This window comes from Pseudoroseicyclus sp. CXY001, assembly GCF_041714655.1.
In the GTDB taxonomy this organism is placed as follows: Bacteria; Pseudomonadota; Alphaproteobacteria; order Rhodobacterales; family Rhodobacteraceae; genus Pseudoroseicyclus_A.
In genome coordinates, this window is the sequence record NZ_CP168219.1 from 3,412,274 (window position 1) to 3,425,286 (window position 13,013).

The following is a 13,013-nucleotide window of genomic DNA, read 5'->3' on the forward strand; positions in this document are numbered from 1 at the left end:
CCGCCCCTCGCCGCCCCATAAAGCAAAGCAGGGAGAGGAGGCCCGAGGGATGGACAGACGCGATCAGGGGCCGCTCGTGCCCCGCAACCGGGCGCTTCACCCGGTGCCCTACGACCCCGATTACAAGACCAGCCTGTCGCGGAGCCCGCGCTGGCCGCTCCTGTCGATGGAATCGACGCCGTCGGAAGAGACCGGCCCCCGCTTCGGCCATTCGCTCATCGGCCCGCTCGACAACAACCTCATCGCCAATTTCACCCGCGGCGAGAGCCTCGCCATCGGCGATCGCATCCTCGTCCACGGCCGGGTGCTCGACGAATTCGGCCGGCCCGTGCCGGAGACCCTCGTCGAGATCTGGCAGGCAAATGCCGGCGGCCGCTACCGCCATGTGAAGGATACCTATTTCGCCCCGCTCGACCCCAACTTCGGCGGCTGCGGGCGGACCCTCACCGACGAGAACGGGTACTACGAGTTCCTCACCATCCGCCCCGGCGCCTATCCCTGGCCGAACCGCGGCAATGACTGGCGGCCGATGCATATCCACTTCTCGATCTTCGGCCATTCCTTCGGGCAGCGGCTCATCAGCCAGATGTATTTCGAGGGCGACCCGCTCATCGACCATTGCCCCATCGCCGCCACGGTGAAGGACCGCTCGCAACTCGATCGGCTCGTCGCGCCGCTCGACTTCGCCAAATCGCGGCCGCACGACTTTCTCGCCTACAAGTTCGACATCGTGCTCCGTGGCCGCCGCCAGACGATGTTCGAGAACAAGCTGGAGGGCATGTGATGACCCAGAGCCTCACCAACCTGCAGGAGACCCCCTCGCAGACCGCCGGGCCCTACGTGCACATCGGCTGCATCCCCAGCTTCACCGGCATCACCACGATCTACCCCGAGGATCTCGGCCGCTCGCCGATCTCGGACGGCGCGAAGGGCGAGGTCATCACCATCCGCGGCGAGGTCTATGACGGCATGGGCTGGGCCTTCCGCGATGCGCTGCTCGAAAGCTGGCAGGCCGATGCCGCCGGGCTCTATCCGGGGCAGGAAGGCGCAGACCCCGCCGTCTCCGGCTTCTGCCGCTTCGCCGCCGACAAGGAGACGGGCGTCTTCGAGCTCGTCACGGTCAAGCCCGGCCCCGTTCCCGCCCGCGGCGGCGGCTTTCAGGCGCCGCATATCAGCCTCTGGATCGTCGCGCGCGGCATCAACATCGGCCTCAACACCCGCATCTACTTCGAGGACGAGGATAATTGGGACGACCCGCTCCTGTCGCGCATCGAGCAGCGGCCCCGGGTAGATACGCTTATCGCAACCAAGACAGGCGAATCCGAATATCGGTTCGACATCCGCTTGCAGGGCGAGGGTGAAACGGTGTTTCTCGATCTCTGAAGAGGAGAGAGACATGAGCGCCAAGCCCTGCATCATCTGCGTCGCCATCACCGGCTCGCTGCCCACCAAGGCCAACAACCCGGCGGTGCCGATCACCGTGGCGGAGCAGGTGGAGAGCACGCAGGAGGCCTTCGAGGCCGGCGCCACCATCGCCCATTGCCATGTGCGCAACGACGATCAGACGCCGTCGTCCGACCCCGAGAAGTTCGGCCGGCTCCTCGAGGGCCTGCGCGAGCATTGCCCCGGGATGATCGTCCAGTTCTCCACCGGCGGCCGCTCCGGCGCCGGGCAGGCCCGCGGCGGGATGCTGCCCCTGAAGCCCGACATGGCCTCGCTGACCGTCGGCTCCAACAACTTCCCGACCCGCGTCTACGAGAACCCACCGGATCTGGTCGACTGGCTCGCCTCCGAGATGCTGACCTACGGCATCAAGCCCGAGATCGAGGCCTTCGACCTCTCGCACATCGTCCAGGCGGCGAAGATGGCGGAGGACGGGCGGCTCGCGACCCCGCTCTATGTGCAGTTCGTCATGGGCGTGAAGAACGCCATGCCCGCCGACGAGCCGATCTTCGATTTCTACATCGAGACGCTGAAGCGCCTCGCGCCCGATGCCGAATGGTGCGCCGCCGGCATCGGCGCCAGCCAGATCACCATCAACGAATGGTCCGTCATGAAGGGCGGCCATGCGCGGACGGGGCTGGAGGACAACGTGCGCCTCGACAAGGGCACGCTCGCCGCCTCCAACGCCGCGCTGGTGAGCCGCGTCACCGAGCTCTGCGATGAGTACGAGCGCCCCGTGGCGACGTGGCAGGAGGCCCGCGCCATCCTCGGCCTGACCGAGAGCGTGCCCGCGTGATCGGCGCCCCGCTCGGCGCGCTCTTCGTCGAGGGCGAGATCGCCGGGCTCTTCTCCGGCGCCGCCCTGACGGCGGCGATGATCCGGGTGGAGGCGGCCTTGGCCGAGGCGGAGGCGGAGGCCGGCGTGATCCCGGCGGAGGCCGGCCGCGCCATCGCCGAGGGGCTCGCGGGGCTGGAGATCGACCCGGGCGCCCTCGCCGAGGGCACCGCCTCGGCCGGCGTGCCCGTGCCGGCGCTGGTCGCGGCGCTCCGGAAGGCGCTCCCCGAAGAGGCGGCGGCCTTCGTGCATTGGGGCGCCACCAGCCAGGATATCGTCGACACCGCGCTCGTCCTTCAGTACCGCGCCGCTCTGGGCATCCTCGAGGCCCGCGCCGCCCGGCTGATCGCCGTCCTCAAGGCCGCCTCCGAAGCCCATGCCGATCTCGTCATGGCCGCCCGCACGCGCAGCCAGGTGGCGACGCCGATCACCTTCGGTCTCCGCGCCGCGCGCTGGGCGCAGCCCGTCATCGCCGAGGCCGCCGCCCTCCCCGCGCTCCGCGCCCGGCTCACCGTGCAGTTCGGCGGCGCCTCCGGCGCCAACACCTCCGTCGCCCCGCATGGCCCCGCCGTCTCCGCCGGCCTCGCCGCCCGCCTCGGCCTGCCGGACAGGCCGGCCTGGCACACCGATCGCGGCGCCGTGCAGGCATTGGGCCAATGGGCCGCCCGGCTCGGCACCGGGCTCGCCAAGATGGCCGGCGACCTCATCCTCCTCGGGCGCACGGGTGAAGTGACCGCCGGCATCGGCGGCGGCTCCTCCACCATGCCGCAGAAGAGCAACCCCGTGGCGGCGGAGGCGATCCTGACGCTCACACGCCTGACGGCCACGCTCGCCCCCGCCCTCTCCGCCCCCCATGCGGAGGAGCGGGACGGCGCCGCCTGGGCGCTCGAATGGCTGACCCTGCCGCAGATGCTGGCCGATACCGGCGCCGCGCTCGCCCATGCGATCACGCTCGCCGAGACGCTCCGCCCCGACCCCGCCGCCCTCCGCACCCCGCTGGATGACGGCGCCGCCCTCGCCGAGGCCGCGAGCTTCGCCCTCGCCCCCCACCTCGGCCGCGCCGAGGCCCAGGCGCTGGTCAAAGAGGCGGCCGAGGCCGACGCCCCCCTCATCGAGGCGCTCCAGCGCCTCACCGACGCCCCCGTCGACTGGTCGGCCCTCACGCCAGAGGCGGTCATCCCCGCCTGCAAGGCCGCCGCCGCACAGGTCTTCGCGGCCGCCCGCCCCTAGCTCTCTCGCTTTTCTGCAAATACCGCGGGGGGAGTCGGCGGTTCAGGCCGACGGGGGGCAGCCGCCCGGCGCCTCACCCCTCCATCAGCTCCACACGGTTCCCGAACGGGTCCTCGGTGAAGATCCGCCGCCGCCCTTGGATGCTGTCGTCCGGCCGCACCGGGCGGCCCGCCGCCTCCAGCGCCGCCGCCAGCCGGCCGAGATCCGGCACCGCGAAGCAGGGATGCGCCTTCTTCGCCGGGGCGAAGGGCGCCTCGACCCCCAGATGCAGCTCCGCCTCCCCGGCCCTCAGCCAGAGCCCGCCGCGCCCGGCGAGCGCCTCGGGCTTGGCCAGCTCCTCCATGCCGAGGAGCGCCACCCAGAAGCCGCGGGCCAGCGCCTCCCCGCCTTCGGGGATGGCGATCTGCACATGGTCGAGCCGCCAGGTCAGAGCCAGCTCCCTGCCGGCTTCAGGGGTTGCCGCCCGTCCCAGGTGAGCAGCCACCAGGCGCCGTCCTCGTCCTGCATCGCAGGATAGAGCGGCCGCCCGAAGCCGGCGCCGCCGTCGAGATCGAGCCGGTTGCCGTAATGCGTCGCCTGTTCCAGCGCCGTATGGCCATGGACGATCAGCCGCCCGTGGTCGGTTGCATCGTCGAGGAAGCCCTCGCGGATCCAGATGAGGTCATCCTCCACCTGATCCGCCATGGCGACGCCCGGCCGTATGCCGGCATGAACAAAGAGGCAGCCCGCCTCCTCGTGCCAGAGCGGCAGCCCGGCGATGAACTCCATATGCGCCTCCGGCACGGCGGCGCGGGCGGCGGCGAGAAGCTCGGCGAGGCGCTCCGGCGGCACCGGGTCCATGCCGCGCTCGGCGATCTCGGCCATGCCCGGCGGGTCCATGTAGGAGGCGAGCGTCGGCCCGCCGCCAAGCGCCCGGTCGAGCCAGCCCTTGCCGGACTTGATGGCCGGGTCGTTGAGGTCCCCCTCCACGACGAAGCGCCGGAACATCCTGTCGTGATTGCCCTTCAGGCAGACCCAGTTGCGCCCCTCCTTGCGGCCCCCCGACAACCGGTCGAGGACGCCCTTCGAATCGGGCCCCCTGTCCGTGTAGTCGCCGAGGAAGATGATGCGGGCGTCCGGTCCGGCCTCCGCCTCGATCCGGGCGAGCGCCCGGTCGAGCTCTTCGGCCTGGCCGTGAATGTCTCCGATGGCGAACAGCATGGGCGCCCCCTTTCCCCGGCCGTGTGGCGGAAACCGTGCGGGGCTTCAAGGGAGGCGGGCCGCCGGGGCCCGCGCCCGCATAGTTCGCCCGAATTCCGGGCAGGTTTTCCGTCCGGAGATCGGTGCTGCACGCCGGTGCCGCGCAGGGCGAGCGCCGGCCCGGGGGGTGGCGCTCCTGTCCGTGCCGTATGGCACTTTATGGTGCAGCCACTTCCCCGCTCAGAGCGGCGGGCTGCCCCACGAGAGCGCCAGCCCGCGGGACGGGCCGGCGCTCGCCCTGCGCCTGCGGTACGTACCGGGCGGGGGCATGAGCCGGGCGGTTGCGCCACCGCCCCCAAAACGAAAACGGGGGCCGAAGCCCCCGTCCCGTCACTCCGCGATGTCGAATTCCAGCGCCTTCACCTGCTGGAACATCCCCGTGCCGCGCAGCTTGTCGAGCACCGCCTCCGGCACCGCCTCGTCGACATAGAGGATGGCGATGGCCTCGCCCTTGCGGGACGACCGGCCGAGCGTGAAGTTGGCGATGTTGACGCCGTTCGAGCCCATCGTGTTGCCGAGCGCGCCGATGATGCCCGGCTCGTCCTGGTTGGTCGTGTAGACCATGTGGCGGCCGATCTCGGCGTCTATGTTGATGCCCTTGATCTGGATGAACCGCGGCTTGCCGTCGGAGAAGATCGTCCCCGCCACGCTCCGCTCGCGCTTCTCGGTGACCGCCGTCACCTTGATGTAGCCCTCGAACATGCCCGACTGGTCCTGCCGGGTGGTGGAGACCTTCACCCCCCGCTCCTTCATCATGACGGGGGCAGAGACCATGTTCACCTCCGGATTGCCGCGCCGGAGGATGCCGGCGATGACGGCGGAGTTGAGCGCCGCGGCATTCATGCCCGAGACCTGGCCGTCATAGAGGATGTTGATCGCCTTCAAGGGCTCGTCGTTCATCTGGCCGACGAAATTGCCGAGGTGCCCGGCCAGCGCGATCCAGGGGCCCATGATCTTCGCCTCCTCGGCGGTGATCGAGGGCATGTTGATCGCATTGGTCACGGCGCCGGTCAGCAGGTAGTCCGACATCTGCTCGGCCACCTGCAGGGCGACGTTCTCCTGTGCCTCGGAGGTGGCGGCGCCGAGGTGCGGCGTCACCACCACGTTCGGCAGGCCGAAGAGCGGGTTTTCCTTCGCCGGCTCCTCCGCGAAGACATCGAAGGCGGCGCCGGCGACATGGCCCGACTTCAGCGCCTCGGCGAGCGCCGCCTCGTCCACCAGCCCGCCCCGGGCGCAGTTGACGATGCGCACGCCCGGCTTCAGCGTCGCGATCCGCTCGGCGGAAAGGATGTTCTTCGTCGCCTCGGTGAAGGGCACGTGCAGGGTGATGAAATCGGCGCGCTTCGCGAGCTCGTCGAGCTCGACCTTCTCGACGCCGATCTCCGTCGCCCGCTCCTCCGAGAGGAAGGGATCATAGGCCACGACCTTCATCTTGAGCCCGAGCGCGCGGGAACAGACGATGGAGCCGATGTTGCCGGCGCCGATGACGCCGAGCGTCTTGCCGGTGATCTCGGTGCCCATGAACTTCGACTTCTCCCACTTGCCGGCGTGGGTGGAGGCATTGGCTTCGGGGATCTGCCGGGCCACGGCCATCATCATGGCGATGGCATGTTCGGCCGTGGTGATCGAATTACCGAAGGGCGTGTTCATCACGATGATGCCCTTCTTCGACGCGGCCGGGATGTCGACATTGTCGACACCGATGCCGGCGCGGCCGATCACTTTCAGGTTGGTCGCCGCCTCGATGATCTTCTCCGTCGCCTTGGTGGCGGAGCGGATGGCGAGGCCGTCATACTGGCCGATCACCTCGAGGAGCTTGTCCTTGTCCTTGCCGAGCGCGGGCTCGAAATCGACCTCGATCCCCCGGTCGCGGAAGATCTGGACGGCGGCATCCGACAGCGCGTCGGAGATGAGAACCTTGGGAGCCATGATGGGGTCCTTTGCGGGCGCCGGGCTGACGCCCGGCCGAGAGGTGGGGAAGGAGCCGGGCTCACGCCCGGCCTACGATGTGATGATGCGGCGCCCCCGTAGGCCGGGCTTCAGCCCGGCCCTCCGGAGTGCGATCTCAGGCGGTCTCGGCGAGCGCGGCGATCTCTTCTGCGAAGGCCCAGTCGAGCCAGAGGAGCATCGCCTCGATATCCGCCGTCTCGACCGTGCCGCCGCACCAGATGCGCAGGCCCGGGGGAGCGTCGCGATAGGCGCCGACGTCGAGCGCCACGCCTTCCTTCTCCAGCCGCTTGGCGACGGCCTTGGCGAAGGCGGCGCCGTCCTCGATCCGCGAATCGGTGAACTTCAGGCAGACCGAGGTGTTGGACCGCGTCGCGGGATCCACCGCGAGGTTGTCGATCCAGTCACGGGCCTCGCAGAACTCCCAGATCGCCTTCGCATTGGCATCGGCGCGGGCCATCAGCCCCTGAAGGCCGCCCACGGATTTCGCCCAGTCCAGCGCCACGAGGTAATCCTCGACCGCCAGCATGGAGGGCGTGTTGATCGTCTCGCCGGCGAAAATGCCCTCGATCAGCTTGCCGCCCTTGGTCATGCGGAAGATCTTCGGCAGCGGCCAGGCGGGCGTGTAGCTCTCAAGCCGCTCCACGGCGCGGGGGGAGAGCACGATCATCCCGTGCGCCGCCTCGCCGCCCAGCACCTTCTGCCAGGAGAAGGTCGTCACATCGAGCTTGTCCCACGGCAGGTCCTGCGCGAAGGCCGCCGAGGTGGCGTCGCAGATCGTCAGCCCCTTGCGGTCGGCCGGGATGGCCGCGCCATCCGGCAGACGGACGCCGGAGGTCGTGCCGTTCCAGGTGAAGACGACATCGGTGCCGAAGTCGACCTCGGCGAAGTCGACGATCTCGCCATAGGGCGCGGTCTTCACCTCGGCGTCGATCTTCAGCTGCTTGACGACATCAGTCACCCAGCCGGCGCCGAAGCTCTCCCAGGCGACCATCGTCGCGGGGCGGGCGCCGAGAAGCGACCAGAGCGCCATCTCGACGGCGCCGGTGTCGGAGGCCGGAACGATGCCGATCCGGTATTCGGCCGGAATGCCCAGCACCTCGCGGGTCGTCTCGATGGCGGCCTTGAGCTTGGCCTTGCCAACGGCGGCGCGGTGCGACCGGCCCAAGGGGGCATCGGCGAGCGCGTCGAGCGTCCATGTCGGGGGTTTGGCACAGGGGCCGGAAGAGAAGCGCGGATTGACCGGGCGCGCGGCCGGCTTGGCATCAGCCATCTGGATATCCTCACAGATACATGCCCCTCGTTGGGGAGGGGTGTCCCGCCGCCGCAGATACGGCCCCGCTCCCGGCGCCACAAGCGGCAAAAGCGGGGGGCAGGGAGGATTCCGGCGCCGGGGGCGGGCCCCGCGTCCACCATCGGAAACTTCGTGAACGGAACGTTGCCGGGCGGCGCGCCGGCGGCTATCCCCGCCCCGGACCGAACCGCGCCCGACAGGAGGCCGCCATGCAGATCGCCGTGCTCATCGCCCGCCCCGGCGGGCTCGACCCCGCCCTCGCCGAGGCGCTCCGCTCCGCCTGGGGCGGCGCGCCGCTGCGCTGGCTGGCGCCGGGCGAGGCGGTGGAATTCGCGATTCCCGTCGCGCCGGGCAACGAGGCCGAGGTCTGGGGCGAGCTGCAGGGCCAGGGCGTCGACCTCGCGGTGGTCCCGGCGGAGGGGCGGCGGAAGCGCCTGCTCCTCGCCGACATGGATTCGACGATGATCGGCCAGGAATGCATCGACGAGCTCGCCGCCGAGGCGGGCGTCGGCGCGGAGGTCGCGGCGATCACCGCCAAGGCGATGAACGGCGAGCTCGATTTCGAGGGGGCGCTGCTGGCGCGGGTGGGTCTGCTGAAAGGCCTGCCGGAGGGGATCATCCCCCAGGTGCTCGAGCGGCGCATCACCCTGATGCCCGGCGGGCCGGCGTTGGTGGCGACGATGAAGGCGGCGGGCGCCCATGCCGCGCTGGTCTCCGGCGGCTTCACCGCCTTCGCGGAGCCCATCGCCGCCCGGCTCGGCTTCGACGAGGCCCGGGCCAACGGGCTGCTGGCGGAGGGCGGCCAGCTCACCGGCGACGTCGCCCGCCCGATCCTCGGCCGCGAGGCCAAGGTCGCGGCGCTGGAGGAGCTCGTCACCCGGCTCGGGATCGCCGAGGCGGATGTGCTCGCCGTCGGCGACGGGGCGAACGACCTCGGGATGCTCGGCCGCGCCGGCATGGGCGTCGCGCTCCACGCCAAGCCGGCGGTGCAGGCCGAGGCGCGGCTGAAGGTGAACCACGGCGACCTGACGGCGCTGCTCTACCTGCAGGGCTATGCGAAGGACGACTTCGCGGGGTGACGCGGCGCCGGCGCACTCCCTAAGCTGCGTTTCCCCCCACATGAAAAAACCCCGCGAGGCCATCGGGCCGCGCGGGGGAAGGAGGTGCCGGGCGACCCATGGGCCTCCGGCACTGGCGGTAACTTGTGAAAGGGGCTCAGGCCTCGCGCATCTCCGCGCGGATCTGCTGGCGCAGCACGTCGATCGGCACCTTCTGGCCGTCGCGCATGAAGTGCCAGTAGGTCCAGCCGTTGCAGGAGGGCGCGCCCTCGATGGCGGCGCCGACCTGATGGATGGAGCCCTTGGCCTCCGCCCCGATCAGCGTGCCGTCGGCACGGACCTTGGCGGTGGCGCCGCGCGGGCCGACGAGCTGCTCGCCCGGCCGCAGCATCCCGCGCTCGACCAGCACGCCGAAGGCGACGCGCGGCTCGGCGCGGCGCGAGGCGGTGACCTCCAGCGCCGAACGGTCGAACTTGCGCACCCGGGCGAGGCGCTTCTCGGCCACGCGGCGATAGGCCTCCTCGCGCTCGATGCCGATGAAGTCGCGGCCAAGCATCTTGGCGACGGCGCCGGTCGTGCCCGTCCCGAAGAACGGATCGAGCACCACGTCGCCGGGGTTGGTCGTGCCGAGGAGCACCCGGTGGAGCAGCGCCTCCGGCTTCTGCGTCGGGTGGGCCTTGTCGCCGTTGTCATCCTTCAACCGCTCATGGCCGGTGCAGAGCGGGATCATCCAGTCGCTGCGCATCTGGATGCCTTCGTTCAGCGCCTTCAGCGCCTCGTAGTTGAAGGTGTATTTCGCGCCCTCCCCCTTCGACGCCCAGATCAGCGTCTCATGCGCATTGGTGAAGCGCTTGCCGCGGAAGTTCGGCATGGGGTTCGACTTCCGCCAGACGACGTCGTTGAGGATCCAGAACCCCTGGTTCTGCAGCTCGGCGCCGAGGCGGAAGACGTTGTGATAGGAACCGATCACCCAAATCGCGCCATTGGGCTTGAGGAGCCGGCGGGCGGCGGCGAGCCACTCGCGCGTGAAGTCGTCGTAGATCTTCAGGCTGTCGAACTGGTCCCAGGAATCGTCGACCGCATCGACCTTGGAATTGTCCGGCCGGTGCAGATCGCCCCGCAGCTGAAGGTTGTACGGCGGATCGGCGAAGATCAGGTCGATCGAATTCGCCGGCAGCGCGTTCATCCGCGCCACGCAATCGCCATCCAGAATCGTGTTGAGCGGGAGCGCCGCAGCGCCCTTCATCATTCCCATGCCTCTGCCCCTAGACTGATCGGCGGATTTTCCGCTCGTTCTGCTCGAGGTCAAAGATGAGTCAGAGGCGATTCGCTGTCAAAAGCTTTTTTGAATCAAGCACTTGAGGCTAGGGCTTGCCACTATATCTGGTAGTCGAGCCGGAAGGACCGCCTATGATGCGGTGTCGGGCCCAGTTCGCGGATCGCTTGCTGATGCGCCTTTACCCCATAGCCGGCATTCCGCTCCCAGCCGTAGCCGGGATGCTGTTGCGCCAAATCCACCATGACCCGGTCGCGGTGCGTCTTGGCGAGGATCGAGGCGGCCGCGATGGAGAGTGAGCGCCCGTCTCCGCCGATGAGCGGCTCGCCCGGGCAGCACATCTCCTTCGGCAGGCGGTTGCCGTCGATGAGCGCATAGGCCGGGGCGCGGGCGAGCGCCGCGAGCGCCCGGCTCATCGCCAGCATCGAGGCCCAGAGGATGTTGAGGCTGTCGATTTCCTCCACGCTCGCCTCGGCGACGGCGAAGACCGCCGTCTCGCGGATGGCGAGGTCGAGCTCGGCCCGGCGGGCGGCGCTCAGCTTCTTGGAATCGTTGAGCCCCGGCGGGATCGCGGCGGGGTCGAGGATGACGGCGGCGGCGACGACCGGCCCGGCGAGCGGGCCGCGCCCGGCCTCGTCGACCCCGGCGACGGGCACTTGGCCGCGGGCGGTGATCGCCGTCTCGAAGCTGTAGTCGGGGAGGATCTGCATGGCCCCGTTCTGCCGCCGGAGGGCCGCCGGTTCAAGCGCCCCCAGAAAGGAAACCGGGGCGGAAGCTTTCGCCTCCGCCCCGCTCCCGAGGGCCGCTTTGCCCCGCGGGGACAGTGCGGGGTTTGGGCGCAGCCCTCCTGCTCGACCCGGAACGCCTACCGGGCCGAGAGCCGGTAGCCCTCTGCCCGGAGGCAGGGGACGTCAAAACCGCTGGCGAAACCGGAGCCGGTCTGTACGGCCGCCGCACAGGTCATCGGCAGCCGGTTCGCGAAGGCGTAATTGGCGGAGACGCAGTCTCCGTCGAGAAGCATGAGGTTGCCCGTCTGCGTCGGATAGCTGCGCAGGCAATAGCGCGGCAGCATGGCGCCGGTGGCGGGCGTGATCGCCGGGCCGCCCGGGGCGAAGCCGGGATTGACGCCGCCGTGGCCGAGCCCGTGGCCGTTGCCATTGCCGTTCCCGAAGCCGCCGCCCGGGCTGTTCACGTTGCCGTGGCCCTGCCCCGGGAAACCCTGGCCGGCGGGCCGCCCGTCGCCCCGGCCGCGGTCGATGACCGGCGCCGGGCGCGGCCCGGCATTGGCCTGATCGCCATCGCGCCGGTCGTGATTGGCCCGCGACAGCACATGCGCCGCGATGCCGAGCACGGCGAGCCCGATGAGGAGCTGCCCGGTCTCGTTGCCCTGCGCCTCTTCCGCCGGCCTCACGACGTTCTGCGCCTGCGCCGGCAGCGGCACGGCCAGCGACAGCGCGGCGGCGGCCGCGGCAAAGGTGCGGGTCAGGCGGGTGAGGCCCAGGCGGGGCAGTCCGAGGTGGGTCAGCGGCAGGCGGGTCATGGCGGCTCTCCTTGATGGGGGCGCCCATTGTCGGGGCGGGTCTTCGGGTCGGTCGCGATGTGGGGGCAAATTCGGCATCCGGGCGGTGACGGGCAATATCGCGGCGGCGCTATCCGATGACATCGGCGCCAAATCCCAATGGATATTGACTATCGGCCCCCGGGGGCGCGAGGGTCCCCCCTATGAAAGCCGCAGTCCTTCTCTTCCCGCTTCTGCTGCTCGCCGCTCCGGCCGGCGCGGCCTGCTACGCAGATTACAAGGCGAAGCAGGATGATCCGCTTCGACTGCACTACGGTGTTGCGGAAATCCGCGGAGCCTGCACGATAGGCGCCGCCGAGGGCGAGCTCCGCCCCCGGTTGGCTCAAGGCGGCTGGGAGTTGCTCACCATCCTCGGGCTCTTTGACGATTCGGGCCTTGGGGAGAGACGTGACAATGCCGGGAGATTCTACCTCCGCTACTGAGGCCCGCATTACCGGCAACCGCATCGTCTACGGCGGCATCGCCGGAATCTTCGCGGTGCTCGGCGCGGCGGCGCTGCTGCTCTTCCTCAATCTGCCGGATGCCAACGCCTTCAACGCACGGGTGGAGCGGCTCTTCATCGAGAATGCCGACCTCACCGGCCAGGCGGAGGTGAAGCTGCTCGAGATCCTCGCCCAGTCCGGCACGGCCTTCTCCGAGACGCTGTCGAGCTACCGCTTCGTCATCTTCGTGCTGCTGGTCTTCGCGACCGCCATGCTGGTGGCGGCGGTGGCCTTCCTGGTAATGCTCGTGGCGCTGACGCGGCGCATGGGCCAGATCGAGCGCAAGGGCATCGAGGTGAACTCGCTGCTCATCGCCCGGGCGCAGAACACGGTCTATCTCAACAACCTCGAATTCAAGCTGACGGGGGCGGCCATCGAGACGCTCTCCGTCCTCGCCGAGGCGCGGATGGACGATGACGTGCTTTCCGGCGCCGAGATCGAGGCCATGATCTCCGGCCGGAACCCCGCCGATTGCGACGAGGCGGCGGGCGCGACGCGGATCAAGCGCCTGCGCGACACGCTCGGCAACCAGATCGTCAGCGAGCTTCTGGTGAAGAACATCGCCCGCCGCGGCTACATGCTGGCCATCGAGAAGGACGTGATCCGCATGGTGTGATCTTTGGCCTGCCCG

Annotated in this window: 14 protein-coding genes; 7 read left to right on the top strand and 7 right to left on the bottom strand. The window is 69.9% G+C overall.

Annotation, left to right across the window (positions count from 1 at the left end; translation table 11 throughout):
- Positions 1–49: 49 nt before the first annotated feature.
- The 4 genes from pcaH to ACAZ03_RS16665 are packed head-to-tail and all read left to right on the top strand — an operon-like array spanning position 50 to position 3,507.
- Positions 50–784, top strand: coding sequence for a protocatechuate 3,4-dioxygenase subunit beta (gene pcaH, locus ACAZ03_RS16650; protein WP_373355231.1), 735 nt, complete (start codon positions 50–52; stop codon positions 782–784).
- Entirely contained in the window at positions 784–1,383 is a 600-nt protein-coding gene (pcaG, locus tag ACAZ03_RS16655; protein ID WP_373355232.1) for a protocatechuate 3,4-dioxygenase subunit alpha, read from the top strand. Before pcaH ends, pcaG begins: the two co-directional genes overlap by 1 nt.
- A 13-nt stretch (positions 1,384–1,396) precedes the next feature.
- Positions 1,397–2,239 (top strand): 3-keto-5-aminohexanoate cleavage protein, encoded by an 843-nt coding sequence (locus ACAZ03_RS16660; RefSeq protein WP_373355233.1) that lies wholly within the window; start codon positions 1,397–1,399, stop codon positions 2,237–2,239.
- Entirely contained in the window at positions 2,236–3,507 is a 1,272-nt protein-coding gene (locus ACAZ03_RS16665; RefSeq protein WP_373355234.1) for a lyase family protein, read from the top strand. The genes ACAZ03_RS16660 and ACAZ03_RS16665 overlap by 4 nt, the downstream gene beginning before the upstream one ends.
- Before the next feature lie 73 nt (positions 3,508–3,580).
- Here ACAZ03_RS16665 and ACAZ03_RS16670 read toward each other — a convergent pair whose 3' ends face one another.
- From ACAZ03_RS16670 to ACAZ03_RS16685, 4 genes are all read right to left on the bottom strand, one after another.
- Positions 3,581–3,991: a VOC family protein gene (locus tag ACAZ03_RS16670; protein ID WP_373355235.1), complete on the bottom strand. Its 411-nt coding sequence runs from the start codon at positions 3,989–3,991 to the stop codon at positions 3,581–3,583.
- The gene (locus ACAZ03_RS16675) at positions 3,934–4,707 is read right to left on the bottom strand and encodes a metallophosphoesterase (protein WP_373355236.1); all 774 of its coding nucleotides are present in this window, start codon (positions 4,705–4,707) and stop codon (positions 3,934–3,936) included. The genes ACAZ03_RS16670 and ACAZ03_RS16675 overlap by 58 nt, the downstream gene beginning before the upstream one ends.
- Positions 4,708–5,076: 369 nt before the next feature.
- The gene (gene serA / locus ACAZ03_RS16680) at positions 5,077–6,675 is read right to left on the bottom strand and encodes a phosphoglycerate dehydrogenase (protein WP_373355237.1); all 1,599 of its coding nucleotides are present in this window, start codon (positions 6,673–6,675) and stop codon (positions 5,077–5,079) included.
- A gap of 136 nt (positions 6,676–6,811) precedes the next feature.
- Positions 6,812–7,966, bottom strand: coding sequence for a phosphoserine transaminase (locus ACAZ03_RS16685; protein WP_373355238.1), 1,155 nt, complete (start codon positions 7,964–7,966; stop codon positions 6,812–6,814).
- 230 nt (positions 7,967–8,196) lie between these two features.
- Here ACAZ03_RS16685 and serB point away from each other — a divergent pair, with 230 nt between their 5' ends.
- Positions 8,197–9,066 (top strand): phosphoserine phosphatase SerB, encoded by an 870-nt coding sequence (gene serB / locus ACAZ03_RS16690; protein ID WP_373355239.1) that lies wholly within the window; start codon positions 8,197–8,199, stop codon positions 9,064–9,066.
- 136 nt (positions 9,067–9,202) lie between these two features.
- On the opposite strand, the gene ACAZ03_RS16695 is transcribed toward serB, so the two are convergent.
- The 3 genes from ACAZ03_RS16695 to ACAZ03_RS16705 all read right to left on the bottom strand — a co-directional run bounded on the left by ACAZ03_RS16695 (position 9,203) and on the right by ACAZ03_RS16705 (position 11,861).
- Positions 9,203–10,300 (bottom strand): site-specific DNA-methyltransferase, encoded by a 1,098-nt coding sequence (locus ACAZ03_RS16695; protein ID WP_373355240.1) that lies wholly within the window; start codon positions 10,298–10,300, stop codon positions 9,203–9,205.
- 122 nt (positions 10,301–10,422) lie between these two features.
- The gene (locus ACAZ03_RS16700; protein ID WP_373355241.1) at positions 10,423–11,031 is read right to left on the bottom strand and encodes a ribonuclease HII; all 609 of its coding nucleotides are present in this window, start codon (positions 11,029–11,031) and stop codon (positions 10,423–10,425) included.
- A gap of 155 nt (positions 11,032–11,186) precedes the next feature.
- The gene (locus tag ACAZ03_RS16705) at positions 11,187–11,861 is read right to left on the bottom strand and encodes a hypothetical protein (RefSeq protein WP_373355242.1); all 675 of its coding nucleotides are present in this window, start codon (positions 11,859–11,861) and stop codon (positions 11,187–11,189) included.
- Between the two features lie 182 nt (positions 11,862–12,043).
- Between ACAZ03_RS16705 and ACAZ03_RS16710 the strand changes: the two genes are divergently transcribed.
- Complete coding sequence (locus ACAZ03_RS16710) at positions 12,044–12,322, top strand: hypothetical protein (RefSeq protein ID WP_373355243.1); 279 nt, start codon at positions 12,044–12,046, stop codon at positions 12,320–12,322.
- The gene (locus ACAZ03_RS16715) at positions 12,294–12,998 is read left to right on the top strand and encodes a transcriptional regulator (RefSeq protein ID WP_373355244.1); all 705 of its coding nucleotides are present in this window, start codon (positions 12,294–12,296) and stop codon (positions 12,996–12,998) included. The genes ACAZ03_RS16710 and ACAZ03_RS16715 overlap by 29 nt, the downstream gene beginning before the upstream one ends.
- Positions 12,999–13,013: the final 15 nt, after the last annotated feature.

Bases quoted from the DNA above. Each gene is read 5' to 3' on its own strand.
- ACAZ03_RS16660 (WP_373355233.1), top strand. From the start codon at position 1,397: ATGAGCGCCAAGCCCTGCATCATCTGCGTCGCCATCACCGGCTCGCTG.
- ACAZ03_RS16715 (WP_373355244.1), top strand. From the start codon at position 12,294: ATGCCGGGAGATTCTACCTCCGCTACTGAGGCCCGCATTACCGGCAAC.
- serA (WP_373355237.1), bottom strand. From the start codon at position 6,675: ATGGCTCCCAAGGTTCTCATCTCCGACGCGCTGTCGGATGCCGCCGTC.
- pcaG (WP_373355232.1), top strand. From the start codon at position 784: ATGACCCAGAGCCTCACCAACCTGCAGGAGACCCCCTCGCAGACCGCC.
- pcaH (WP_373355231.1), top strand. From the start codon at position 50: ATGGACAGACGCGATCAGGGGCCGCTCGTGCCCCGCAACCGGGCGCTT.
- serB (WP_373355239.1), top strand. From the start codon at position 8,197: ATGCAGATCGCCGTGCTCATCGCCCGCCCCGGCGGGCTCGACCCCGCC.
- ACAZ03_RS16705 (WP_373355242.1), bottom strand. From the start codon at position 11,861: ATGACCCGCCTGCCGCTGACCCACCTCGGACTGCCCCGCCTGGGCCTC.
- ACAZ03_RS16675 (WP_373355236.1), bottom strand. From the start codon at position 4,707: ATGCTGTTCGCCATCGGAGACATTCACGGCCAGGCCGAAGAGCTCGAC.
- ACAZ03_RS16710 (WP_373355243.1), top strand. From the start codon at position 12,044: ATGAAAGCCGCAGTCCTTCTCTTCCCGCTTCTGCTGCTCGCCGCTCCG.
- ACAZ03_RS16695 (WP_373355240.1), bottom strand. From the start codon at position 10,300: ATGGGAATGATGAAGGGCGCTGCGGCGCTCCCGCTCAACACGATTCTG.
- ACAZ03_RS16685 (WP_373355238.1), bottom strand. From the start codon at position 7,966: ATGGCTGATGCCAAGCCGGCCGCGCGCCCGGTCAATCCGCGCTTCTCT.
- ACAZ03_RS16700 (WP_373355241.1), bottom strand. From the start codon at position 11,031: ATGCAGATCCTCCCCGACTACAGCTTCGAGACGGCGATCACCGCCCGC.